The organism is Chitinimonas koreensis, assembly GCF_014353015.1.
GTDB classification, from domain to species: domain Bacteria; phylum Pseudomonadota; class Gammaproteobacteria; order Burkholderiales; family Chitinimonadaceae; genus Chitinimonas; species Chitinimonas koreensis.
Genome location: NZ_CP060704.1, coordinates 1,175,829 through 1,199,640 on the forward strand (window position 1 = coordinate 1,175,829; position 23,812 = coordinate 1,199,640).

20 protein-coding genes, 1 tRNA gene and 1 pseudogene are annotated in these 23,812 nt (G+C 69.6%); 10 read left to right on the forward strand and 12 right to left on the reverse strand.

Annotated elements, in window-relative coordinates; translation table 11 throughout:
• Window positions 1-84: 84 nt before the first annotated feature.
• The 3 genes from H9L41_RS05020 to H9L41_RS05030 all read left to right on the forward strand — a co-directional run bounded on the left by H9L41_RS05020 (window position 85) and on the right by H9L41_RS05030 (window position 4,673).
• A complete protein-coding gene (locus tag H9L41_RS05020; RefSeq protein ID WP_028448005.1) occupies window positions 85-2,070 on the forward strand; it encodes a methyl-accepting chemotaxis protein in 1,986 nt (661 codons plus the stop codon).
• 21 nt (window positions 2,071-2,091) lie between these two features.
• On the forward strand, window positions 2,092-3,918 hold the full coding sequence (locus tag H9L41_RS05025) for a methyl-accepting chemotaxis protein (protein WP_051319401.1): 1,827 nt from the start codon (window positions 2,092-2,094) through the stop codon (window positions 3,916-3,918).
• Window positions 3,919-4,343: 425 nt separating this feature from the next.
• Entirely contained in the window at window positions 4,344-4,673 is a 330-nt protein-coding gene (locus tag H9L41_RS05030) for a cupin domain-containing protein (protein ID WP_028448004.1), read from the forward strand.
• A 126-nt stretch (window positions 4,674-4,799) separates the two neighbouring features.
• Here the strand turns inward: H9L41_RS05030 and H9L41_RS26025 are convergent.
• From H9L41_RS26025 to H9L41_RS05075, 9 genes and pseudogenes are all read right to left on the reverse strand, one after another.
• Window positions 4,800-4,991, reverse strand: a pseudogene (locus H9L41_RS26025) (hypothetical protein); the annotation flags it as partial.
• Window positions 4,942-5,682 carry a 2-dehydro-3-deoxy-D-gluconate 5-dehydrogenase KduD gene (gene kduD, locus H9L41_RS05040; protein ID WP_187523869.1) on the reverse strand — a complete coding sequence of 247 codons (741 nt, stop codon included), beginning with the start codon at window positions 5,680-5,682 and terminating at the stop codon, window positions 4,942-4,944. The gene kduD and the pseudogene H9L41_RS26025, both read right to left, overlap by 50 nt.
• Window positions 5,683-5,832: 150 nt before the next feature.
• Window positions 5,833-6,636, reverse strand: coding sequence for a 5-deoxy-glucuronate isomerase (gene iolB, locus H9L41_RS05045; RefSeq protein WP_028448002.1), 804 nt, complete (start codon window positions 6,634-6,636; stop codon window positions 5,833-5,835).
• A gap of 15 nt (window positions 6,637-6,651) precedes the next feature.
• Entirely contained in the window at window positions 6,652-7,830 is a 1,179-nt protein-coding gene (locus tag H9L41_RS05050; RefSeq protein ID WP_187523697.1) for a type 2 periplasmic-binding domain-containing protein, read from the reverse strand.
• The gene (locus H9L41_RS05055; protein ID WP_187523698.1) at window positions 7,746-8,357 is read right to left on the reverse strand and encodes a type 2 periplasmic-binding domain-containing protein; all 612 of its coding nucleotides are present in this window, start codon (window positions 8,355-8,357) and stop codon (window positions 7,746-7,748) included. Before H9L41_RS05055 ends, H9L41_RS05050 begins: the two co-directional genes overlap by 85 nt.
• Window positions 8,358-8,386: 29 nt before the next feature.
• Window positions 8,387-9,325: a carbohydrate ABC transporter permease gene (locus tag H9L41_RS05060; RefSeq protein ID WP_211236938.1), complete on the reverse strand. Its 939-nt coding sequence runs from the start codon at window positions 9,323-9,325 to the stop codon at window positions 8,387-8,389.
• A 126-nt stretch (window positions 9,326-9,451) separates the two neighbouring features.
• Window positions 9,452-10,387, reverse strand: a complete 936-nt coding sequence (locus H9L41_RS05065; protein ID WP_028448000.1) for an ABC transporter permease — start codon at window positions 10,385-10,387, stop codon at window positions 9,452-9,454.
• A gap of 5 nt (window positions 10,388-10,392) precedes the next feature.
• The gene (locus tag H9L41_RS05070) at window positions 10,393-11,460 is read right to left on the reverse strand and encodes a LacI family DNA-binding transcriptional regulator (protein ID WP_051319399.1); all 1,068 of its coding nucleotides are present in this window, start codon (window positions 11,458-11,460) and stop codon (window positions 10,393-10,395) included.
• Window positions 11,461-11,514: 54 nt separating this feature from the next.
• Window positions 11,515-12,612 carry an ABC transporter ATP-binding protein gene (locus H9L41_RS05075; RefSeq protein ID WP_028447999.1) on the reverse strand — a complete coding sequence of 366 codons (1,098 nt, stop codon included), beginning with the start codon at window positions 12,610-12,612 and terminating at the stop codon, window positions 11,515-11,517.
• A gap of 301 nt (window positions 12,613-12,913) precedes the next feature.
• Here H9L41_RS05075 and H9L41_RS05080 point away from each other — a divergent pair, with 301 nt between their 5' ends.
• Window positions 12,914-13,390 (forward strand): FKBP-type peptidyl-prolyl cis-trans isomerase, encoded by a 477-nt coding sequence (locus tag H9L41_RS05080; RefSeq protein ID WP_028447998.1) that lies wholly within the window; start codon window positions 12,914-12,916, stop codon window positions 13,388-13,390.
• Between the two features lie 94 nt (window positions 13,391-13,484).
• Here H9L41_RS05080 and H9L41_RS05085 read toward each other — a convergent pair whose 3' ends face one another.
• Together H9L41_RS05085 and bsrA are read right to left on the reverse strand one after the other, a co-directional pair.
• Window positions 13,485-14,768: an O-acetylhomoserine aminocarboxypropyltransferase/cysteine synthase family protein gene (locus tag H9L41_RS05085; protein ID WP_028447997.1), complete on the reverse strand. Its 1,284-nt coding sequence runs from the start codon at window positions 14,766-14,768 to the stop codon at window positions 13,485-13,487.
• Between the two features lie 274 nt (window positions 14,769-15,042).
• Window positions 15,043-15,966 (reverse strand): LysR family transcriptional regulator BsrA, encoded by a 924-nt coding sequence (bsrA, locus tag H9L41_RS05090; protein WP_028447996.1) that lies wholly within the window; start codon window positions 15,964-15,966, stop codon window positions 15,043-15,045.
• An 84-nt stretch (window positions 15,967-16,050) separates the two neighbouring features.
• Here bsrA and H9L41_RS05095 point away from each other — a divergent pair, with 84 nt between their 5' ends.
• The gene (locus tag H9L41_RS05095; protein ID WP_051319398.1) at window positions 16,051-17,232 is read left to right on the forward strand and encodes a sterol desaturase/SRPBCC family protein; all 1,182 of its coding nucleotides are present in this window, start codon (window positions 16,051-16,053) and stop codon (window positions 17,230-17,232) included.
• A 64-nt stretch (window positions 17,233-17,296) separates the two neighbouring features.
• On the opposite strand, the gene H9L41_RS05100 is transcribed toward H9L41_RS05095, so the two are convergent.
• Window positions 17,297-17,386 (reverse strand) — tRNA-Ser (locus H9L41_RS05100).
• Window positions 17,387-17,556: 170 nt separating this feature from the next.
• Between H9L41_RS05100 and H9L41_RS05105 the strand changes: the two genes are divergently transcribed.
• From H9L41_RS05105 to H9L41_RS05125, 5 genes are all read left to right on the forward strand, one after another.
• Complete coding sequence (locus H9L41_RS05105) at window positions 17,557-18,243, forward strand: Bax inhibitor-1/YccA family protein (RefSeq protein WP_028447994.1); 687 nt, start codon at window positions 17,557-17,559, stop codon at window positions 18,241-18,243.
• A 109-nt stretch (window positions 18,244-18,352) separates the two neighbouring features.
• Complete coding sequence (gene pap, locus H9L41_RS05110; RefSeq protein ID WP_028447993.1) at window positions 18,353-19,831, forward strand: polyphosphate:AMP phosphotransferase; 1,479 nt, start codon at window positions 18,353-18,355, stop codon at window positions 19,829-19,831.
• A 293-nt stretch (window positions 19,832-20,124) separates the two neighbouring features.
• On the forward strand, window positions 20,125-20,715 hold the full coding sequence (locus H9L41_RS05115; RefSeq protein ID WP_028447992.1) for a malonic semialdehyde reductase: 591 nt from the start codon (window positions 20,125-20,127) through the stop codon (window positions 20,713-20,715).
• A gap of 3 nt (window positions 20,716-20,718) precedes the next feature.
• Window positions 20,719-21,819, forward strand: a complete 1,101-nt coding sequence (locus tag H9L41_RS05120; protein WP_028447991.1) for a hypothetical protein — start codon at window positions 20,719-20,721, stop codon at window positions 21,817-21,819.
• A gap of 393 nt (window positions 21,820-22,212) precedes the next feature.
• A complete protein-coding gene (locus H9L41_RS05125; protein WP_034608109.1) occupies window positions 22,213-23,766 on the forward strand; it encodes a ShlB/FhaC/HecB family hemolysin secretion/activation protein in 1,554 nt (517 codons plus the stop codon).
• Window positions 23,767-23,812: the final 46 nt, after the last annotated feature.

Consider the following 23,812-nt stretch of genomic DNA (forward strand, 5'->3'; position numbering starts at 1 on the left):
AATCGTCCCTGGGAGCGATTGCCGAGGGTGACCGGTATCCAAATCGGAACGCCGCGGCGTTCGCGTTCGACTGGAGGAATCCCGATGTCCCTTCTCGCTTCCATCAGCGTGCGGACCAAGCTTGCCCTCGTGGTGGCCGTCCCGCTCGCAGCCCTGCTCGTCGCCGCCGGTTCCATCGTCTGGAAGAACGCCGCCGGCGCCGCCGCGATGGGCGCCACCGTGACGCTGACCCGACTGCTGGGCCATGCCGGCAACCTCGCCCACGCGCTGCAGGGCGAGCGCGGCAATACCGCCGGCTTCCTGGCCGCCGGCGGCGCCGACGGCACGGCGCTGGCCGCCGCGCGCGGCAAGACCGACGCGGCGCGCACCACGCTGCAGCAGTTCGTCGCCGGCGCCGCGCTGCCGGAGCGGGTAGGCGAGGCGCTGGCGGCCTCCGAGCAGGCGCTCGGCGGACTCGCCGCGCTGCGCGGCGAGGTCGACGGCAGGTCGATCGAGCCGGCCAAGGCCTTCGACCGCTACAGCGGCTGGGTCGGCGAGGCGTCGGGCCTGGCCCAGACGGTGGCGCGCGAGACCGCCGACGCCGGCCTGATGCGGCGCGGCATGTCGCTGGTGGCGCTGCTGTGCGTGATGGAACAGTCGGCGCGCGAGCGCGGCCTGCTCAATGGAGTGTTCACCGCCAACCAGTTCGCGCCGGCCGCCCAGGCCCGGCTGACCGCCGCCGTGGCGCGGCAGGAGAGCTGCGAGCAGCAGTTCCTGGCGCTGGCCGAGGCGGCGGTGATCGACGCCTACCGCCAGCGCGGCCAGGAGCCGGCCTTCGCCGAGACGCGCCGGTTGCGCCAGCTGGCGCAGGACAAGGCGGCCGATGGCCAGTTCGGGGTCGATCCCAAACAGTGGTTCGCCACCGCCTCGCAGCGGCTCGACGGCCTCCTGGCGGTGCGCGACGCGCTGCTGGCCGACATCCGCAGCGAGGCCGAGAGCGAGCTGGCCACCGCGCGTACCGTGCTGTGGACCAGCCTGACGGTGGCGCTGGCGGTGCTGGCCTTCACCGTGTTCCTGGCCTGGCGCATCGCTCAGGCGATCGCCGGGCCGGTGGCCCAGGTCGAATCGCTGATGAGCCGGCTGCGCGACTCGCTCGACCTGACCCTGCACGCCCAGGTGCAGGGCAACGACGAGATCGCCCGCATCGCCGGGGCCTTCAATGCGCTGGTCGACACTTTCCAGCGCACTGTGCGCGAGGTCGACCAGTGCGCCGACGCGGTGGCGCGGGCCTCGGGCTCGCTGGCCGACACCACCGACCAGGTCTCGACCGCCACTCACAGCCAGGCCGAATCGGTCAACGGCATCGCCGCCTCGGTCGAGCAGGTCACCGTCAGCATCGCCACCATGGCGGCCTCGAGCCAGGAGAGCGAGGTCAAGGCCCACGACGCGCAGGAATGCTCGGTGCGCGGCCGCGAGGTGGCCGCCGCCGCGGCCGACCAGATGCGCCGCGTCGACAGCGCGGTCAGCGACGCGGCCGGCACCATCGTCCAGCTGTCGCAGCGCTCGAGCCAGATCGACGGCATCGTCGGCACCATCCGCGACATCGCCGACCAGACCAACCTGCTGGCGCTCAACGCCGCCATCGAGGCGGCGCGGGCCGGCGAGCAGGGCCGCGGCTTCGCGGTGGTGGCCGACGAGGTGCGCAAGCTGGCCGAGCGCGCCGCCAACGCGACGCGCGACATCAGCCAGCTGGTGGCGGCGATCCGTTCCGATACCGACTCGGCCGCGCGTGCCATGCGCGAATCGAGCGAGCGCATGGAGCAGGGCGTCGGCCTGGTCGGCGAGGTGTCGGCCGCGCTGGGCCAGATCCACGGCGGCACCGTCGGCACGCTCGACGCCGCGCGCGAGATCGCGGTCGCCATGGGCGAGCAGAAGGTCGCCAGCGAGACGGTGGCGCAGGCGATCGAGCGCATCGCCCAGATGACCGAGGAGAACAGCCGCGCGGTGCAGCAGGCCGCCGAGCTGGCGCACAACCTGAGCCAGCTGTCGGGCCTAATGGCCGGCATCGTCGGCCGCTTCCGGCTCGCCTGACGGCCGGTACGGAGAACCCCGATGGCCAGAATCAGTTTCCGGACCCGGCTGGCGCTGCTGGCCGGCGTGCCGATGGCGGGCTTCGTCGCGATGGCCGCCGCGGTGGTATACGACGCCGCCGGCACCGTCGCGGCGATGCGCGAAACCCGCGACCAGGTGGTGCTGATCCGCCTGAGCAGCCTGGCCGCCCACGCGCTGCAGACCGAGCGCGGCCGCACCGCCGGCAAGCTGGCCGGCGCCGGCGACGCCGGCGGCCTGCTGGCGCAGGCGCGCGGCGCCTCCGACCAGGCGCTGGCCGCGCTGCAGCGCCAGGGCGGCGCGGCGGTGCCGGAGCAACTGGACCAGGCGGTGGCGCGGCTGCGCCAGGCGGCCGACGGCGGCGCGGTCGCGGCCGGCACGGCGGTGGCCAATTTCGACGGCTACAGCGAACAGATCGCCGGCCTGCTCGGCCTGGCTGGCGAGGCGGCCCGGCGCACGCGCGAGCCCGAACTGCTGCGCGACGAGATGGCCCTGCTGGCGCTGCTCTGCCTCAAGGAGGAATCGGCGCGCGAGCGCGGCATGCTCAACGGCGTGCTCAGCGCCGGCCAGTTCGCTGCCGGCGGCCGCGACCGCGTGCTGGCGGCGGCGGCGCGGCAGGATGGCTGCGAGCGCGAATTCCTGCTGTTCGCCGCGCCCGATCTGGCGGCCGACTACCGCCAGCGGCGCGAGGATCGCTCGTTCCGCGAGACTCGCCGGTTGCGCGACCAGGCGCTGGCCGAACCGGCCGGCATCGATCCGGGCCACTGGTTCGGCATCGCCAGCGCGCGCATCGATAGCCTGCATGCGCTGCACGACCGCCTGCTCGGCCGCATCGACCAGCTCGCCGAAAGCAAGCTGGCGACCGCCAGCGCTGCGCTGGCCGGCACCGCGGGCTGCGCCGTGCTGGTTGGCCTGCTGACCGTGCTGCTGCTGTGGTGGATCAGCAGCCGGCTGCTGCGCAGCCTCGGTGGCGAGCCCGACGAGGTGGAGGCGATCGCCCGGCGGGTGGCCGAGGGCGATCTGGACCAGCCGATCGCGCTGCGGCCGGGCGACCGCAGCAGCGTGCTGGCCGCCATGCGCCACATGGTCGAGAGCCTGGCGCGCACCGCCGCCGAGCTGCAGGCCGAGGCGGCGCTGCTGCACGACGCCGCCCGGCAGGTCTGCACCGCATCGGAGGCGGTGGCGCAGGCCACCAGCGAGCAGGCGGCCGGCATCGAGGAGACCGCCGCCACCATGCAGCAGATCGCCGCGGCGGTCAGCGCCAACAGCGAGCACGCGCGCCGGACCGCCGACATCGCCGCGCGGTCGAGCCAGGAGGCGGGCGAGGGCGACTACGCGGTGCGCGCCACGGTGAATGCCATGCGCACGGTGGCCGACCGCATCGGCTACGTCGACGAGATCGCCTACCAGACCAATCTGCTGGCGCTCAACGCCGCCATCGAGGCGGCGCGCGCCGGCCAGCACGGCAAGGGCTTCGCGGTGGTGGCCGGCGAGGTGCGCAAGCTGGCCGAGCGCTCGGGCCAGGCGGCGCGCGAGGTCGGCACCATGGCGACCGACAGCGTGCAGGCCGCCGAGCGCGCCGGCCAGGTGCTGAACCAGTTGCTGCCGTCGATCCACCATACCGCCGAGCTGGTCGATGCGATCTCGCGCAATTCGGCCGAACAGGCCGGCAGCGCGCTACAGATCAACAGCACCATGAGCTACCTGTCGCAGGCGGTGCAGCAGAACGCCGTCACCGCCGAAGAGCTGTCGGCCACCGCCGAGGAGGTGCGCGACCTGGCCGAGGCTTTGCTGCGGCAGTCGGGATTCTTCAAGCTCAGCGCGGCCTAGGGTGTGAGGTGTGAGGTGTGAGGTGTGAGGTGTGAGGTGTGAGGTGTGAGGTGTGAGGTGTGAGGTGTGAGGTGTGAGGTGTGAGGCGGCAGGCGGCAGGCGGCAGGCGGCAGGTGATTTCATCATGCGTCGCGCCCGACCGAGCTGCCTGCTCCCTCTCCCTCCGGGAGAGGGCGGGGGTGAGGGAGCGACCGTAAAGCATTCGCTGACCGGCATTTCATCCTGAACCGCCACTCCCTCACCCTGTCCTCTCCGGGCGGGAGAGGGTAAGCGCAGCGATCGTCATGGCCCGGTGTTGCAGTTCCTTCCCCGCATCCGGGGGGCTAGGGGGCCACCTTTCACCTTTCTCTTCTCACATTTCGCTGTCCTTCCCGCATCTCTCCTGTCAGGTTTCCCCAATCCCTTCCCCCGCCACAGCCTTCGACATGGACAACCTGTTCACCGACCTGCCCGCCGCCGTCCCCGACGAAATCTTCACCACGCTGATGTCGCAAGGCGGCGTGCGCATCGAGCGCATCGTGTCGGACGGACAGGCGACGCCCGCCGGCCGGTGGTACGACCAGGACGACTGGGAATGGGTGCTGCTGCTCGAAGGCGAGGCCGGCCTGCGCTTCGAGGACGAGGCGGCCGACCGCGCGCTGCGCCGCGGCGACTACCTGCCGATCGCGCCGCACCGGCGCCACCGGGTGACCTTCACCGCGCCGCGCACCGTCTGGCTGGCGGTGTGGTGGCCGGCGGAGCCGCTGCCGTCCTGAGTCCGCGCCCGATGGCGGGTCCGACGCGAGGAGGCATGGCCCGGCAGTCCGATCCCATCCCGCCGCCGGTTCAACCCGGCCGCCGCCGGAGGTGCAGCGCTCGAACAGCCTGGCGGGGAATTGCCCGGTCAGCGTTTCCGGCACGCGATAGAGCCCGAGCATGTCGCGGTGCGCCGTCTCGCGCCGGCGTTCGGGCGGCAGCGCGGCCGAGCCGGTCGGCATCGAAGTTGGCCGAGGCTGTTCCCGGCGGCGCCGCCGATCGGCCGCTTCAGCGCGCCATCCAGCCGCCGTCCACCGCCAGCACCTGGCCGTGGACATAGTCGGCCGCGCGCGAAGACAGGAACACCGCGGCGCCGGCCAGGTCGTCCGGCTCGCCCCAGCGGCCGGCCGGGATGCGTTCGAGGATCTGCCGGTTGCGCGTCTCGTCGGCGCGCAGCGCGGCGGTGTTGGCGGTGGCGATGTAGCCGGGCGCGATGGCGTTGACGTTGACGCCGCGCGCGGCCCACTCGTTGGCCAGCGCGCGGGTCAGGCCGAGCACCGCGTGCTTGCTGGCGGCGTAGGCCGGCACCCGGATGCCGCCCTGGAAGCTCAGCAGCGAGGCGATGTTGACGATCTTGCCGCCGCCATGCGCCAGCATGTGGCTGCCGGCCGCCTGCGACAGCCGCCAGACCGCGTCGAGATTGAGATCGAGCACCGCGCGCCAGTCTTCCTCGGCGTATTCGACCGCATCGGCGCGGCGGATGATGCCGGCGTTGTTGACCACGATGTCGAGCCGGCCGAGCGCGGCCACCGTCTCGGCCACCGCGCGCTGGGCCGCCTCGGGCCGGCCGAGGTCGGCGCGGACTTCATGCAGCCTGCGGCCGGCGGCCTCGACGTGACGGCGCGTCGCATCGGCCGGCTGGCTGTTGATGGTGACGGCCACGTCGGCGCCGGCGCGCGCCAGCGCCGCGGCGATGGCCTGGCCGATGCCGCTGGCGCCGCCGGTGACCAGGGCGGCCTGGCCTTGCAGGGAGAAGAGGTCGGGGGCATGCGTGCGTTTCTTTCGATGTCATGCGTCTTACGGCAGCGACGCGCCGTGTAGGAGCGGCTTCAGCCGCGAACGGTCGTGCCGCACCAGCCCGTTCGCGGCTGAAGCCGCTCCTGCCGGGCTCGCTCCGGGTCAAACAATTCCCACCAGCTTCTGCGTCCACGCCAGCGCCGGATCGAGCTTCACGCCCTGGCGTCGGCCGTCGCCGGCCAGGAACCACAGGTAGTAGCTCTGGCTGCCCGGCGCGCCGGCATAGGTGTGATAGCCGTAGGGGATCGACAATAGGGTGTCGTCGCGGGCGATGTGGGTGTCGTCGAAATCGCGCTCGGGGCTGTAGTGGCGGATGAAGCCGAAGCCTTCTGGCGTCGAGGTGCGGAAGTAGTACATCTCCTCGTGGAATGCCTCGCCGCCGTCCTCCGACTCGTGCTTGTGCGGCGGATAGGTGCTCCAGTTGCCCGACGGCGTCAGCGTCTCGCCGACGATCAGGCCGGCGGCCGGGCGGCCGTCGGGCTGGGTCAGGATCTCGCGGAAGTGGCGCGTGTAGTTGAGCGTGCCCCAGCTGCCGGTGCGGACCTGGTCGGGCCGGATCTCGTAGGGCTCGGCGTCGAGCGTCGACGGCGCCGACGGCAGCGCGGCCTCGAGCGCGGTCAGCGCCTCGATGCGGTACTGGCTGCCGCGCGGCAGGTAGACGCTGTGCGGATTGCCGGCGAACACATTGGGCCGGCCGCCGACGCTGGCGAACACCTGGCCGTTGACGGTCACCTTGGCGCGGCCGCTCAGCATCACCAGCAGGATCTCGCGGCCGGCCGGCACCGCGTCCTCGTGGGACTGGCCGGCGGCCAGCGCGAGCTTGGCGAAGTCGAGCAGCCGGCAACTGGCGTCCTCGATGCCGCTGAGGCCGGGCTGCTTGGCGATGGTATGGAAATGCTTGGGCATGGGGGCTCCTCTGGATCACTGGCCCGCGGCGGCGGGTACGGTGGGTGCGGCGGTTGCGACGGGAATCGGTTTGCCGGACGGCAGGCCGGGCAGCGTGGCCTGGATCGGCTTGCGCCGGTACTGGTCGTAGGCGGCCTGCATGTAGCCGATCGCCTCCTGCATGCCGGCGCGGTCGAGCTTGGCGCGGTAGTCGTCGAAGCGGTCGAGCGGCTCGCGGCCGAGGATGAACTTGGTGGTCATCTCGGCGACGTAGGTCTCGATGTCGCTCATCAGGCTGGCGAACTTGCGCGCGTTGCGGCCGCCGGCCTGGAGCGGCGGCAGCAGCAGGTCGGTGTCGCCGTCGGCCCAGGCGGCCAGCGCCTGGCGCTGTTCGGGCAGCGCGTAGAACTGCTCGAGGTAGCGCGGGTCCTGCACCAGCGGGCCGTACTGCGGCCGGGCGTGGCGCAGGATCGCGTCGCTGACCGACAGCGTCGGATGGCGGCGCACCGCGTCGGTGTAGTGCGGTTCGCCGCCGACCAGCGTGTAGCTCACGCCCTGCTTGCCGAAGTTCAGCGTCAGGCTGCCCTCGGCCGAATAGCCGTAATCGAGGAACTTGACGGTCTCGACCACGTTGCGGTCGGCGCGGCTGATGGCGGCGCCGTAGTTGCGGAATATCTGCGCCGCCGGCGGATAGGTGATGTGCCGCCGGCCGTCGGCGGCGCGCGGGTAGGGCACGCCGGCCAGCCTGAAGCCGGGCGTGCCGGCACGGGCCAGCAGGGTGTAGCGGCCCAGCCCGCTGCCGTTGAAGAAGGCATAGGCGCCGATGCGGCCGGCGCTCATCTTGGTGTCGAACGGCTTCTGCTCCTGCGACACGTAGTCCGGGTCGATCAGCCCTTCGCGGTACCAGCGGTGCAGCGTGGCCAGGAAATCCTTGTAGGCCGGCTCGGCCGGGCTGTAGCGGATGCGGCCGCCCGACCGGTAGAACTCGGGCGCGAGGCCGAAGGCGCCGAGGAAGGGCCAGAGCCCCGGCGGCAGGCCGGGCGCGTTGCGGACGCCGGGCACGGTGAAGGTCGAATAGGGAATCTCGTCGGCGCGGCCGTTGCCGTTCGGGTCGCGCGTCTTGAACGCGCTCAGCACCGCGTGCCATTCGGCCAGCGTGGTCGGCTGGCGCAGGCCGAGCTTGTCGAGCCAGTCCTGCCGGATCTGCGGCCCCACACGTTGCGCACGCGCGGGTCGATGTAGAGCATAGGGAAGCAGTAGATCGTGCCGTCGTCGGTGCTGATCTGGCGGCGGATGTCCGGGTTGGCGTCGAGCAGCGCCGACAGGTTGGGCGCATGGTGCGCGATCAGCGCGTTCAGCGGCACGATCATGCCGTCCTTGAGCGCCTTGGCCGGCCCGCCCGGGTAGTCGGCCCAGTCGGCCTCGACCACGTCCGGGTATTTGCCCGACACCACCAGCAGCTTGAAGCGCTCCTTCTCGCCGCCGATCGGCGGATGCTGGAAGGCGACGCGGATGCCGGTGCGCTCGGCCAGCTCGCGGTAGGCGGTCTGCTCGGACAGGTCGTGCAGCGAGGTGGCGGCGCTGGGATGCAGGTTGGCGTACCAGCTCAGCGTGAGCGGCTGGCGCACGATGGGCAGCGCGATCGGCTCGGGCGCGGCCTGGGCGGGCAGCCACAGCGCCAGCATGGCGGCCAGTGCGGTTACCGGTAGCAGACGGGGCGGTCGATGGAAGTGGGCGGGCATGGCTTCGGTCTCGAGACGCGGCGGGCGCGCTATTCCTTGACCCCGCCCAGCATCACGCCCTTGACGAAGAAGCGCTGCAGGAAGGGGTAGATGGCGAGGATGGGCAGGGTGGCGACCACCACGGTGGCGTACTTGATGGTGTTGCCGATCGCCTCGCGGCCGGCAGCGGCGCCGGTCATCATCGAATCGGTGCTGTTGGTGACCAGGATCTCGCGCAGCACCAGCTGGATCGGGAACAGGTCGCGGTCGGTGAAGTAGATCATCGAGTAGAAGTAGCCGTTCCAGTGCGCCACCGCGTAAAAGAGGCCGACCACCGCCAGCGTGGGCAGGCAGAGCGGGATGTAGACCTGGAACAGGATGGTGAAGTCGTTGGCGCCGTCGATGCGGGCGGCGTCCTCGAAATCCTTGGGCACCGCGATGAAGGCCGCGCGCAGGATGATCAGGTTCCAGGCGCTGACGGCGAACGGCAGCACGATGGCCCAGCGGCTGTCCAAGAGACCCAGGTCGCGCACCAGCAGGTAGTTGGGGATCAGCCCGCCGCTGAAGAACATGGTGAACACGATGAACAGCATGGCCGGGGTCTCGAAGGCCAGCCGGCGGCGCGAAAGCGCATAGGCGCCGAAGCAGGTCAGCAGCAGGTTGAGCGAGGTGCCGCCGAGCACGATGACCAGGGTGTTGAAGTAGCCGCTGCGCACCATCGGGTTGTCCCACACCCGCTGGAAGGCCTCGAGCGAGAAGCCCTGCGGCCACAGCAGGAGGCCCTGATGCGCCATCAGCGCCACCGGCTGGCTGAGGCTGGCGACCACCACGTAGTAGAACGGGTAGAAGGTGACGAAGCACAGCGCCAGCAGCACGCCGGCGTTGGCGCAGTCGAACAGGAAGCCGAGCCAGCCCTGGCGCGGCCGCCAGCGGCGCCGGGCGGCCTGCGGGGTTTCGGCTCCGGTCTCGGTAGTGGTCATGGTCGTCATGGTCTCGCACCCGCTACGGTGCCGGCAGTTGTAGGAGCGGCTTCAGCCGCGAAGGCGCCGGCGGGCCGGCGGTGCGTCGGCCGGCTGCAGCGATAAGTCATTGAAGCGATCGTTAACATTTCGGCCTCACCAGATGCTGTTGCCGGTCAGGCGGCGGCTCAGCCGGTTGGACACCACCAGCAGCGTCAGCGCCACGGCCGAGTTGAGCAGGCCGACGGCGGCGGCATAGCTGTAGTTGGCCTCGAGCACGCCGCGGCGGAACACATAGGTCGAGATCACGTCGGCGGTCTCGTAGGTGCTCGGGTTGTACAGCAGGATCACCTTCTCGAAGCCCACGGTCATCATCTGGCCCAGGCGCAGGATCAGGAGCGTCATGATCACCGGCGCGAGGCCCGGCAGCGTGATGTGGATCATCTGCTGCCAGCGGTTGGCGCCGTCGACGCGGGCCGCCTCGTACAGCGAGGGGTTGATGCCGGCCAGCGCGGCCAGGTAGATGATCGAGCCCCAGCCTACGCTCTGCCAGATCTCCGAGCCGACGTAGATGGCGCGGAACCAGTCCGGGTTGTTCAGGTAGGCGTCGGGCGTGCCGCCGAGGCTGGCGACGATCTGGTTGATCACGCCGTCGCGGGCCAGGAAGTCGATCAGCATGCCGGCCACCACCACCACCGAGATGAAGTGCGGCAGGTAGGTGACGGTCTGTACGAAGCGGCGGAAGCGGGAGCTGGTCAGCTCGTTCATCAGCAGCGCCAGCACGATCGGCGCCGGGAAACCGAACAGCAGGTCGTACAGGTTGAGCAGCAGGGTGTTGAACACCAGCCGGTCGAAGAACAGGCCGTGGAAGAACTGGCGGAACCAGTCGAGCCCGACCCAGGGGCTGGCGGCGAAGCCGAGCGCCGGGTCGAAATCCTTGAACGCGATCAGCGTGCCGTACATGGGCACGTAGTGGAACAGCAGGAAGTAGCCGATCACCGGCGCCAGCATGGCGTAGACCCACTTGTTGCGGCGCCAGTCCTGCTTGAGGCGGGCGAGCCGGCCGGCGCGGCGGGGAAGGGGGGCGGACATGGCGGCTATCCTTGCCCGGGCTCGGCCAGGGCGGAGGTGGGATGGTCGGCCGCGGCGGGCGCCGGGCCGGTCGAATCGCGCAGGACCAGCGAGCTGGGGAATTCGATGCGGCTGGCGCCCTGGCGGTCGCCGGCGGCGCGCTGCAGCAGCAGCTTGACCGCGGCCTCGCCGATCGCGTCGAGCGGCTGGCGCACGGTCGTCAGCCGGGGATGGGCGTGGCTGGCCGAGGGAATGTCGTCGAAGCCGACCACCGAGATGTCTTCTGGAATGCGCAGCCCGTGCGCCTTGATCGCATCCATCGCGCCGAAGGCCATTTCGTCGTTGGCGGCGAAGATCGCGGTCGGCCGCTGCGGCCGGGCCAGCAGCGCGCGGGTGGCGGCGAAGCCGGTCGACTGGGCGAAATCGCCCTCGATCAGCAGGGACGGATCGAAGGCCAGCCCGGCGGCGGCCAGCGCGTCCCGGTAGCCGCGCTGGCGTTCCTGGCTCTGGCCCGAGTGCGGCGAGCCGCTGATGAAGGCGATGCGGCGGTGGCCCAGCGCGGCCAGCTGGCTCACCGCGGCGCGCGAGCCCTGGTAGTTGTCGCCGCGCACCACCGGCAGCGCGGTGTCGGTGCGCCAGTAGTTGACCAGCACCACCGGCAGGCTGCCGCGCTCCATGTCGGCCAGCGTCTGCTCGCTGGTGCCGGGCATCACCATCAGGATGCCGTCGCAGATGCCGCCGAGCACGCGCATCACGTCCGGCGCGGTCGGCTGCTCGCCGCCGACCTGGGCGGTGGTGTAGACCAGCAGGTCCTGGCCGGCCTCCTTGGCGGCCCGGCCGATGGCGCCGATGATGGCCGTCATCGCCTGAGCCTGGATGTCGCTGACCAGGAGGCCCAGCACCTTGGTGCGGCTGCCGTTGAGCACCTTGGCCGACAGGTTGGGCGAGTAGCCGAGCTCCTGCGCCGCGGCCTGCACCTTGGCCCGGGTCTTCTCCGCCACGTAGCCGGTGCCGTTGAGCGCGCGCGAGACGGTCATGACCGAGACGCCGGCTTTCTGGGCGATGTCGTAGATGGTGGCGTTCGATTCAGCCATGTCGGTTCCCGATCCGTCGAAGCAAATGCTCCATCCTACCGTTCCCGTGCCGCATCAATGCAGGCCGATGTTCAGTTCGGTGCGCGGATCGAAGATGTGCAGCCGGTCGCCGTCCACCACCAGTTCGATCGCGTCGCCGGCGCGCGGCCGGAGGTGGCCGTCGGTGCGCACCACGATCGGCGCCTCGCCGACCTGCACGGTCAGCAGCGTCTCGGCGCCGAGCGGCTCGACCACCTCGATGCGGGCGCCGACCACGTTGCCGTCCTCGGCGATCGCGCTGTGGCCGCGCACGCCGACCGCCTCGGGCCGCAGTCCCAGGCTGACCGGCTGGGCGCTGCGGGCGGCCAGCGCCTGCGCCAGCCGCGGCGACAGGCGCAGGTCGAAGCCCTGGCCGCGCACCGTGCCCTGGCCCAGGTCGCCACCGAGGAAGCTCATCGCCGGCGAGCCGATGAAACCGCCGACGAACTGGTTGGCCGGCCGCTCGTACAGCGTGATCGGATCGGCGACCTGCTGGATCTCGCCGTCCTTCATCACCACGATGCGGTCGCCCATGGTCATCGCCTCGACCTGGTCGTGGGTCACGTAGACGGTGGTGACGCCGAGCTCGCGGCGCAGCTTGGCGATCGAGGCGCGCATCTCGACCCGCAGCTTGGCGTCGAGGTTGGACAGCGGTTCGTCCATCAGGAAGGCGGCCGGCTTGCGCACGATGGCGCGGCCCAGCGCCACGCGCTGGCGCTGGCCGCCCGACAGTTCCTTGGGCCGGCGGTCGAGCAGCTTGTCGAGCTTGAGCATGGCGGCGGCATCAATGACGCGGCGGTCGATCTCGCCGCGCGCCACGCCGTTGATCTTCAGCGCGAAGCCCATGTTCTGCCGCACCGTCATGTGCGGATAGAGCGCGTAGCTCTGGAACACCATGGCGATGTCGCGTTCCTTGGGCTGCAGGTCGTTGACCCGCCGGCCGCCGATGTGCAGCTCGCCCGCGGAGATGTCCTCCAGCCCGGCGATCATGCGCAGCGTGGTCGATTTGCCGCAGCCCGAGGGGCCGACGAAGATCACGAACTCGCCGTCCGCGATGTGCAGGTTGAAATCCTTCACCGCGTGGAAGCCGTTGTCGTAGTACTTGCGGACGTGCGAAAGCTGGATGTCGGCCATGTCGTTTTCCGGGTGCCGCCGGGTCGTCCGGACGCTTCGGAGCGTCGGCAGCGAGGGGCGCGGCGGGAAGGTTCCAAGCGATAAGTTACCGGTACCATATTATGCGTGGCCGGCATTCGCTGTCCAATCAAATCGGTCCGGCCGGCCGGGCGGGTGTCGCGTCCGGCACAGTCCGGTCGCGAAGAATCCCCGTTCGATCAAGCTCTTGCGGAGAGCGGCGGCAGGCGGGGCGGTCGGGTTGACAGTGCCGCGGAGAATGGCGAACCTCTGTCCCCCGCAAAAGCATGCAATCCCACTACTTATGAAGATCGCCAAAGACACCGCCGTCACCCTGCGCATGAAGGTCACCGACGCCCAGGGCTTCGTGTACGACGAAGGCCGCGAGCCGGTCGCCTACCTGCACGGCGACTACGACAACCTGTTCCCCAAGCTCGAAGCGGCGCTCGAAGGCCAGGAAGCCGGCTTCCAGACCACCGTCGCGCTGGCCGCCGAGGACGCCTTCGGCGAGCGCGACGAGGCGCTGGTCACCACCATGCCCAAGGCCGACTTCCCGCCCGGCATCAAGGTCGGCGGCCAGATCCAGCGGCTCGGCCCGGACGGCGAGCCGCGCTACTACTTCGTCACCAAGATCAAGGGGCCGGTGGTGCTGCTCGACGGCAACCACCCGCTGTGCGGCAAGGCGCTGCGCTTCTCGGTCAAGGTGGTCGACGTGCGCGCGGCCACGGCCGAGGAGATCGCCCACCAGCACGTCCACGGCGAGCACGGCCACCATCACTGAGCGCCGTCGCGCCGATCGTTCCGGTCGCGGCCGGACGGCGTGAATGAAAGAGCCCGGCTCATGGCCGGGCTTTTCATTGCGTGTCGCTGCGCGTTCAGGCCTTCGCCAGTGCCTGGTCCAGGTCGGCGCGCAGATCGTCGATATGCTCGATGCCGATCGACAGCCGCACCGTCTCTTCCGACACGCCGGCGCGCGCCAGCTCGGCCGGCGACAGCTGGCGGTGGGTGGTCGAGGCCGGATGGGTGGCCAGCGAGCGCACGTCGCCGATATTGACCAGGCGCAGGAACAGCTGGAGGCCGTCGAGGAAGCGCTCGCCGGCCTCGCGGCCGCCTTCGATGCCGAAGGTGAGCACGCCCGAGGCCTTGCCGCGCAGGTACTTCCTGGCCAGCGGGTAGTCGGGGTGATCCTCCAGTCCGGCGTAGTTCACCCACTTCACCTTGGGATGGCCGCGCAGGTGCTGGGCGATGGCCAGGGCGTTGCTGTTGATGCGGTCGAGCCGCAGCGCCAGCGTCTCGATGCCCTGCAGGATCAGGAAAGCGTTGAACGGCGAGATGGCCGCGCCGGTATTGCGCAGCGGCACTACCCGGGCGCGGCCGATATAGGCGGCCGGGCCGAGCGCCTCGGTGTAGACCACGCCGTGGTAGCTCACGTCCGGCTCGTTGAGCCGGCGGAAGCGCTGCTTGTGCTCGGCCCAGGGGAACTTGCCCGAGTCGACGATCGCGCCGCCGACGCTGGTGCCGTGGCCGCCCAGGTATTTGGTCAGCGAGTGGACCACGATGTCGGCGCCGTGCTCGATCGGCCGGCTCAGGTAGGGCGAGGGCACGGTGTTGTCGACGATCAGCGGCACGCCGTGGCGATGGGCGATCTCGGCGATGGCGGCGATGTCGGTCACGTTGCCGGCCGGGTTGCCCAGCGATTCGACGAACACCGCCTTGGTCCGCTCGTCGAACAGCGCGTCGAAGCTGGCCGGGTCGCGATGGTCGGCGAAGCGCGTCTCGATGCCGAACTGCGGCAGCGTGTGGGCGAACAGGTTGTAGGTACCGCCGTAGAGGGCCGTGCTGCTGACGATGTTGTCGCCGGCCTCGGCGATGGTCTGGATCGCATAGGTAACGGCCGCCTGGCCCGAGGCCAGCGCCAGCGCGGCGATGCCGCCCTCGAGCGCGGCGAGGCGCTGTTCCAGGATCTCCTGGGTCGGGTTGTTGATGCGGGTGTAGATGTGCCCCGGCACCTTCAGGTCGAACAGGTCGGCGCCGTGCTGCGCGCTGTCGAAGGCATAGGCCACCGTCTGGTAGACGGGCGGCGCGACGGCCCGGGTGGTCGGGTCCGGCGAATAGCCGGCGTGGACGGACAGCGTTTCGAACTTCCATTGCGTGCTCATGGGCCTATCCAATGTCGGGTTGACGGAATGTCGCAGTGGCGGCCTGGGGGAAGCCGGGATGCGCCTGCGCGTGGTCCGGACATTGTTTGGCGGCACGTTTAATAACTTCAAATAATTATGAAGTTTGTTTTTATGAATTATTTGAATTTGTATGAGGTGCGCGGAGCCTTGCGCAGCGCAGCTGTGGGTAGCGCATCACGCTCGGCGGTCGAACCGCGTCGGCCGGCCTGAGCGGGCGGAGCCGGACATGGGCGGTCGCTGGACGGGGCGCGGCTCAGCCTTGCGCGGTCAGCGCGGCGACGGTGTCCGCGATCTGGCGGCGCAGCCATTGCAGGCCGCCGTCGGCATCGCGGCCGTGGTGCCAGATCAGGCTGACCTGCAGCGGCGGCATGGCCAGCGGCAACGGTGCCGACACGATGGGCAGGGCGGCGAACTGCCGAGCCAGGCGCAACGGGACGGTGCCGAGCAGGTCGGAGGTCGCGACCACGGCCGGGATGCACATATAGCTCGGCACGCATAGTCCGCTGCGGCGGCGCAGCTTGGCCGAACCGAGCACGATCTCCAGCGGCGAGCCGCGGCCGGCGCGGTCGGGAAAGGTGACATGCTCGGCGGCGGCGTAGCCGGCCATGCCGAGCCGTCCGTCCGCCATGGCGGGATGGCCGCGCCGGGCGATCACCACCAGTTGCTCTTCCAGCAGCGGCGCGTAGCTGAGCTCGGGGCTGTCGAAGTGGAGGTAGTCGATGGCCAGGTCCAGGCTGCCGGCGGCCAGCTGGGTCGGCAGGTCGTCGGCCGCGTCGGGTCGGATGTGCAGCGTGACGCCCGGCGCCTGGCTGCGCATGCGGGCCAGCAGGCTGGGCAGCAATGCGCACTGGGCGTAGTCGTTCATCGCCACGCTGAAGCGCTGCCCGGCCGAGGCGGGATCGAAGGCCGGCGGCGGCGCCAGCGCATCCTGCAGCAAGCGCAGCGCCGTGCGCACCGGACCATGCAGGGCCTGGGCGGCGGCGGTCGGCGTCAGTCCCCGCGCGGTGCGCACGAACAGCGGTTCGTCCAGTTGCCGGCGCAGCCTGGCCAGCGCATTGCTGACGGCCGGCTGGCTCATGTGCAGGCGTTGGGCGGCGCGGGTCAGGTTGCCTTCCTGCACCAGCGCGTCGAATACGCGCAGCAGGTTCATGTCCAGCTGATGCAATTTCAGGTTCATGAATGATGTATAGGCAGAATATCCATTGGATGGATAATCTGGCCGGCCCTAGGCTAGTTCCCACCGCACTGGATGGAGCTGGACATGGTCTCGCACGCATCGGCCCCTGTGGCCCGCCACGATGTCGCCGGCTTTCGCGCGCGTTATCGCGCCGGGGTGTCGCGCCGCTACAACCCCTGGCTGCACGGCGGTTTCGTGCTGGCCTACGGCCTGGCCTGCATCGCCTGGCTGTGGAGCCAGGCCGGCGCGCCGCTGCGCGGATCCGATCTGCTGGCGCTGCCGGCCGCGCTGGTGCTGGCCAATCTGGGCGAATACCTGGTCCACGCGCGCCTGGGCCATCGCAAGACCCGGCTGGGCAAGCTGTTCTACCAGCGCCATACCGGCGACCACCACAGCTTCTTCGCCGAAGACGCGATGCCGCCGGAAAGCCCGTTCGACTGGCGCGTCATCCTGTTTCCGCCGTGGCTGATCGTGCTCGTCAGCCTGGCCGTCGTCCTGCCGGCCTGGATGGCGCTGCGCCGGTTCGACGCCAATTTCGCCGCGCTGTTCGCCGGCATGCTGATGGCCAGCTACCTGCTCTACGAATTCGTGCATGCCTGCGAGCACCTGCCCGAAGGCCATCCGCTGGCCCGCCTGCCCGGCATCCCGCAGATGCGGCGCCTGCACGCGCTGCATCACCGCCACGGGCTGATGCGCGATCACAACCTCAATATCGTGTTCCCGCTGATGGACTGGCTGTTCGGCACGCTGTACCGGGAGGACGGCGACGGCCAGCCTCGACGGCTGGGCCAGACCCGCATGGAGCACACGATCGAGATCGATGCCTCGAACGATGTCGTGATGGGCTACGCGGCGTCGCCCGAGCATTGGCCGCAATGGCATCCGTCGTCGCTGGCGATCCGGGTCGGCGCGGGGCCGCAGCCGGCCGGGGCGCATTTTTCCGAAGACATCCATGCCGGCGGCCGGCGCGGCCAGCTGAGCTGGCGCGTGCGGGCCTACCGGCCCGGTGAGCACTGGAGCGCCGAGGCGCGCGGCAATCACGGCCTGTCGCTGCTAGTGGATTACGACTGCTGGCCGGCAGGCGATCACCCCGCCCGTACCGTATTCCGCCGCCGGCTCGAATACCGGCTCCCGGGCCTGGGCTGGCGCCTGTACAACGCCCTGGTCGCCAGGCGGCGGGTGGAGCGGGAGTCGCGCCTGTCGCTGCAGCAATTGAAGGCATGCGTCGAGTCGGTGGAGCGTCGGGACGAGGGCGGCCGGGCCTGAAGGACGGTGCTTTCAGCCGCGTGACTTTCGCAGTGCGATCAGGGGCAGGTTTTGACGTGAAGCTTGGCGGAAGCGGTGAGATTCGAACTCACGGTAGGCTCGCACCTACGGCGGTTTTCAAGACCGCTGCCTTAAACCACTCGGCCACGCTTCCGGTTCGGGATGTTCCGCAGGCTGCCGCAAGGTCCGGCCACGGCAGCTCGAAACGGTCGCGGATGCTACCGCAAGCACGCATCTTTGACCATGCCCGGCCCCGTCAGGCTTGAAACTTCGCGCGATTGACGTAATCTCAGCCCTGATCGGATTCACAAGGAGGATCGCGCCATGCAATGGCAAACCCAGACCGCTGACTATTCCTACGGCAAGGACCTTGCCGTCGACCGCAACAAGGTGCTGCGCAACACCTACCTGCTGCTCGCGCTCACCATGATCCCGACCACGATCGGCGCGCTGATCGGTGTGTCGATGCACTTCATGCTGCGCGGCTGGGTCGGCCCGCTGCTGTTCCTCGGCGTCAGCTTCGGCGCCTTCTTCGCCATCGAGAAGACCAAGCAGAGCGCGCTCGGCGTGGTGCTGCTGCTGGCCTACACCGGCTTCATGGGCCTGTGGCTGTCGCAATATCTGCAGGTCGCGCTGCGGTTCGGCAACGGCGGCCAGCTGATCGCCACCGCAGCCGGCGGCACGGCGGCGATCTTCTTCACGCTGGCCGGCATCGCGACGGTGACCAAGAAGGATTTCTCCTTCATGGGCAAGTTCCTGTTCGTCGGCATGGTGATCCTGCTCCTGGCGGCCATCGCCAACATCTTCCTGGCGATCCCGGCGCTCACGCTGACCATCTCGGCCGTCGCCGTGCTGATCTTCTCGGCCTACATCCTCTACGACGTGAGCCAGATCGTGAACGGCGGCCAGACCAACTACGTGTCGGCCACGCTGCAGCTCTACCTCGACATCTACAACGTCTTCGTCAGCCTGCTGAACCTGCTGATGGCCTTCAGCGGCGATCGCGAGTAAGCCCTCCGCGTCGCCCGCCCCAATACGCCCCGGCCCCGGTCGGGGCGTTTGCTTTCGTTCGCTGCCGGCTGCGGCCGGCATGCAGGAATCGAATCGAGAAAGGATCGCGATGTTCGATGCCGCCGAAGCCGGCCACAAGCTGGACCACGACGCCTTCAAGGCCGCCGAGCCCGGCCTGCGCCAGGCGCTGCTCGACCTGCAGTACGAGCTGAAGGAACGCGCCGACTTCCCGGTGATCGTGCTGATCAACGGGCTCGACGGCGCCGGCAAGGGCGAGACGGTGAACCTGCTCAACGAGTGGATGGACCCGCGCCTGATCGCCACCGAAGCCTTCGGCGAACCCGATGCGATCGAGCGCAGCCACCCCGCCATGTGGCGCTACTGGCAGGCGTTGCCGCCGCGCGGCCGCATCGGCATCCTGTTCGGCTCCTGGTACACCGAGCCGATTGGGCGCCGCGTCGACGGCGAGATCCGTCAACCGCGGCTCGACCAGCAGATCGACGAGATCGTGCGCTTCGAGCGCATGCTGCAGCGAGAGGGCGCGCTGCTGGTCAAGTTCTGGTTCCACCTCTCGCGCAGCGCGCAGAAGCGCCGGCTCAACGAGTTGCAGGCGGATCCGCGCACGCGCTGGCGGGTCAGCGCCGCCGACTGGGACAACCTCGAGCGGCACGACCGCATCAAGCGCTTCGCCGAGCACACCCTGCTCAAGACCAGTACCGCCGACGCGCCGTGGTGGGTGGTCGACGGTTCGGATCCCGACTACCGCGCGCTGTTCGTGGCCGAGACGCTCAAGCGCCAGATCGAGCACCGGCTGCACGAGCGGCCGGCAGCGGCCGCCGATGCCGCACCGCTGCAGGCGCCGATCGACGGCCGCTACCTGCTCGACCTGCTGGATCTGTCGCAGTCGATGTCGCGCGAGGACTACGACGCCCAGCTGGAGAAATGGCAGGGCCGGCTGGCCCTGCTGTCGCGCCATCCGCGCCTGCGCAAGCGCAACGTGGTGGTGGTGTTCGAGGGCCACGACGCGGCGGGCAAGGGCGGCGCGATCCGCCGCGTCGCCAGCGCGCTCGACGCGCGTCTCTACCGTATCCACCCGATCGCCGCGCCGGCCGAGGAGGAGCGCGCCCAGCCTTATCTGTGGCGGTTCTGGCGCCGCTTGCCGCGGCGCGGCCACTTCGCCATCTTCGACCGCTCCTGGTACGGCCGGGTGCTGGTCGAGCGGGTCGAGGGCTTCTGCAGCGAAGCTGACTGGATGCGCGCCTACGAAGAGATCAACGACTTCGAGCGCCAGTTGCAGTCGGCCGGCACCATCCTGGTCAAGTTCTGGCTGGCGATCGACCGCGACGAGCAGCTGCGCCGCTTCGAGGAGCGCGAGGAGACCGGCTTCAAGCGCTACAAGATCACCGCCGAGGACTGGCGCAACCGCGACAAGTGGGATCTCTACTCGGCCGCCATCCACGACATGGTCGAGCGCACCAGCAGCAGCGACCGGCCCTGGACCCTGGTCGAGGCCAACGACAAGCGCTTCGCCCGCATCAAGGTGCTGCGTACGCTGTGCCGCGCGATGGAGGCGGCGCTGGAGGAGTGAGCCCGGCCTGCTCATCCTGGCCAGCGCGAGCGCTTTCGTTGTGCTCACTCCCGCTGGTAAGAAGTGCTGACGAGCGTCGGCGAGGCTTCCCGCGGCGGCGGGGACGGGAGGGGGAAGGTGGATCAGGAAGAGCCGCTGTTTCAGTTCTGGCAAATGGTTGGCGCCCGGGTTCCCCGGGTGCCCGAACTGACGCAATCCGTGCTCTGCCGCTCGATCAGTGCCCCAGGCTCGCCTTTGACCGGGCGGGCGGCTATGCTTGGCCCGGTCTAAGTATCTTTCCGCATTGGCCCCCCATGAAGACTCCGCTCGATTCCGCCGCGCTCGACCAGCTGTTCCGCGAAGCCCGTACCTACAACGCCTTTTCCGACCAGCCGGTCAGCGACGAGACGCTGCATGCGCTGTACGACCTGCTCAAGTGGGGTCCGACCAGCGCCAACGCCTCGCCGGCCCGTTTCGTCTTCGTCCGCTCGGACGAGGCCAAGAAGCTGCTGGAGCCGGCGCTGTCCGAAGGCAATCGCGCCAAGACCCTGGCCGCGCCGGTCACCGTCATCGTGGCCCATGACCTGGCCTTCTACGATCGCCTGCCCGAGCTGTTCCCGCACACCGACGCGCGCAGCTGGTTCGCCGGCAACGACGCGGTGATCCAGACCACCGCCTTCCGCAACGGCAGCCTGCAAGGCGCCTACCTGATGCTGGCGGCGCGCGCGCTGGGGCTCGATTGCGGCCCGATGTCGGGCTTCGACAACGCCAAGGTCGACGCCGCCTTCTTCGCCGGCAGTACGATCAAGTCCAATTTCCTCATCAACCTCGGCTACGGCGTGGCGGAAGGCCTGTTCGCGCGCAACCCGCGCCTGGCTTTCGAGGACGCCTGCCGAATCGCCTGACCGATGGTCGCCGACCCGAAGAAACCGCAGCAGTGGGACGTCTGGCGCGAGCTGGACGACCTGCGCCAGCGCTACAAGGAACTGGCGCCGATGTTCGCCCGCATCGGCGTGGCGCCCGATTTCGTGCAGATGGCCAACAACCTGCGGCTCGACCTGCAGCGCCGGCCGCCGGCCGCGCCGCTGAATACCGGCGAGCGCGACCAGGACGCGCAGTTGCAGGAGGAGTACAAGCGCAACTTCGCCTCGCACTACGAGGAGATCTTCTTCAAGGTCGAGAGCTTCCTGCGCATGCCCTGGCCGCCGGAGACGCAGTTCCTGGTGCCCGGCATCCTCGACGAGGTCGAGCAGCTGCGCCGCGCGCTGGTCCGCACGCCGCTGGTGTCGCCGCCGCTGGAGAAGCTCGACGCGCTGATCGACGAATACGTCCATCTCGACCGCATGGACCAGCGGCTCGACCGGCTGGCCATCGAGACCCGCCGCGAGCAGCTGACCGAGGTGCTCGGCTTTCCGCTGGTGGTGCGCCGCCAGCTGGCCCACCCGGAGTGGGAGCTGCTGCCGCCGCTGGCCAGCGAGGCCTACCGCGAACTGCTCAACAACAAGATCGGCAACTACCGCGAGGCCGACTGGCTGCAGTCCAAGCTCTACGACAAGTGGTACGTGGCGCTGGAGTTCGACGCCATCTGGGCGCGGCTCAAGCGCGACGCCAACGACCGCGAGCGCATCATCAGCCAGCTCAAGCTCAACTGGCCCAAGCTCGGCAACTGGGCGCCCGAGTTTCCGCACGCCGACCTGGTGTGGTACCTGCTGATCGTGCTGGTCTGCGTGATCGCGCTGTTCGCCGAATGGTGGTGGACCGCCGGCGGGCTGCTGATCTGGCTGCAGCTGTCGGTCATCATTGAGAAGCACCACGCCGCGCTGGTCAACAAGCGGCGGCAGGCGCTGCTGCTCGAATGCGGCCGCTTCAAGCGCATCCGCGACCAGATCTCGTCGGGCAAGTTCGACGCCAGCCAGATCCTGCGCCAGCTCAAGCAGTTCAATTTCCGCCACTATGTTTCGGAGCAGGGCCTGCAACTGCTCCAGGTCATGTCGATGCACGGGATCTGACGGGCCCTGCCCGTCGGTCCCTGCCGCGCCGATCGTGCCGTTTTCGACACAGCCGCCTCCGCCGTCCCGCCCGCCGTCCGCCGCTTTCGCCTGAGCCATCAAGCGCCTGAAACGTTAGGGAATAATTATCTTCGGGTTGGCCCATATTCACACCGAAGATATGCCATCGGATTGGCCCTAATTGGGTATAAATCGCTTGCCGGTGGGGAACGATATAAACGTCCGTGCAGACGACGTGGCGGTCCCCGCGAACGAATCCATCGACCAGGTCGGATCGAAGTCCGGTCCCAGCCATGGCCGCCGCCCATCGCGGCCGCGCGTTCGTGCTTGCCCGAGCTCGGGGCGGCCGGCTACATAACTATCATCGCCATTGCCATCTCCATTGGGGTCAGGATGAACTTGTACGCCGCCGCCTTCCTCGTCGCGCTCGCGACCACCGCAGCCGCCGCAGAGGAGACGATCCGCTTTCCGATCCAGCGCTTCCAGGTGGACGGGAACACCGTGCTGCCTGGGGATGACATCCAGTCCGCGCTCAAGCCCTACCTCGGCGAGGGCCGCGACTTCGCCGACGTGCAGCGCGCGCTCGAGGCGCTCGAAGCGCTCTACCGCCGCGCCGGCTACGGCGCCATGCAGGTCTACCTGCCCGAGCAGGAGCTCAACCAGGGCGTGGTCACGCTCAAGGTGGTCGAGGCCAAGCTCGGCGAGGTCCATATCGAAGGCAACCAGTACTTCGGCGAGCAGAACATCCGCCGCGCGCTGCCCGCGCTGAAGGAAGGCGCCGTGCCCAATACCGCCAAGGTCGCGCGCGACCTGCGGCTGGCCAACGACAGCCCGTCGCGCCGCATGGTGGTGTCGCTGCAGGGCGGCGATACGCCGCAGCTGGTGGACGTGGCGGTCAAGGTGACCGACGAGAAGCCGTGGCGCGCGTTCGCGCTGGCCGACAACACCGGCGACGACGAGACCGGCCGCAGCCGGCTGTCGTTCGGCTACCAGCACAGCAATCTGTTCGACCGCGACCACGTGCTGACCGCCCAGGCCACCACCTCGCCCGAGAAGCCCAGCAAGGTGAAGATCTTCGGCCTCGGCTACCGGCTGCCGATCTACGGCTGGGGCGACAGCCTGACGCTGTACGGCGGCTATTCCAACGTCGATTCCGGCGCGCTGCAGGGGCTGTTCAATGTCAACGGCAAGGGCAAGGTGGCCGGCGCGCGCTATGCGCTCGACCTGCCGGCGCGCGGCGACTACCAGCACAAGCTGCTGCTCGGCGTCGACTGGCGCCGCTTCGAAACCCAGACCACCTTCGCCAGCGGCACCCAGCTGCCCGACAGCACCTACACGCTGCGGCCGGCCAGCCTGACCTACCAGGCGCAGCGCCAGGGCCCGCGCTGGTCCTACGACTTCAACCTCGGCGCGGCCTACAACATGGGCCAGGATTACGAGCTCGAGCGCGCCACCGGCCGCCAGGGCGCCAGGCTCAACTACGGCATCGCCCGGCTCGGCGGCAATCTCTACTTCAGCCTGCCGGCCGAGTGGACCGTCCACGCCGGCCTCAACGCCCAGTTCAGCGACGACGCGCTGCCGGCCGGCGAGCAGTTCGGCCTCGGCGGCGCCAACAGCGTGCGCGGCTTCGACGAGCGCGCGCTGTCCAACGACAGCGGCCTCAGCGTCAGCTTCGAAGGCTATACGCCCGAGCTGACGCGCGGCCGCCTCGGCGACGGACTCAACCTGCGCGCGCTGGCCTTCGCCGACTGGGGCCGGGTCAGCCGCAACCTGGCGCTGCCCGGCGAGGCGCACGACGACGAGCTGGCCGGCGCCGGCCTCGGCCTGCGGCTGGGCTGGGGCAAGTACGCCTCGCTCAAGGTCGATGTCGCCAGCGCGCTCAAGGACGGCGGCAATCGCCAGCGCGGCGATACCAAGGCCCACGTTTCGGCCGTGGTGTCCTACTGATCCATCCCGTACGACGACAACTCAATGATTTCCAGCCGGCGCCCCG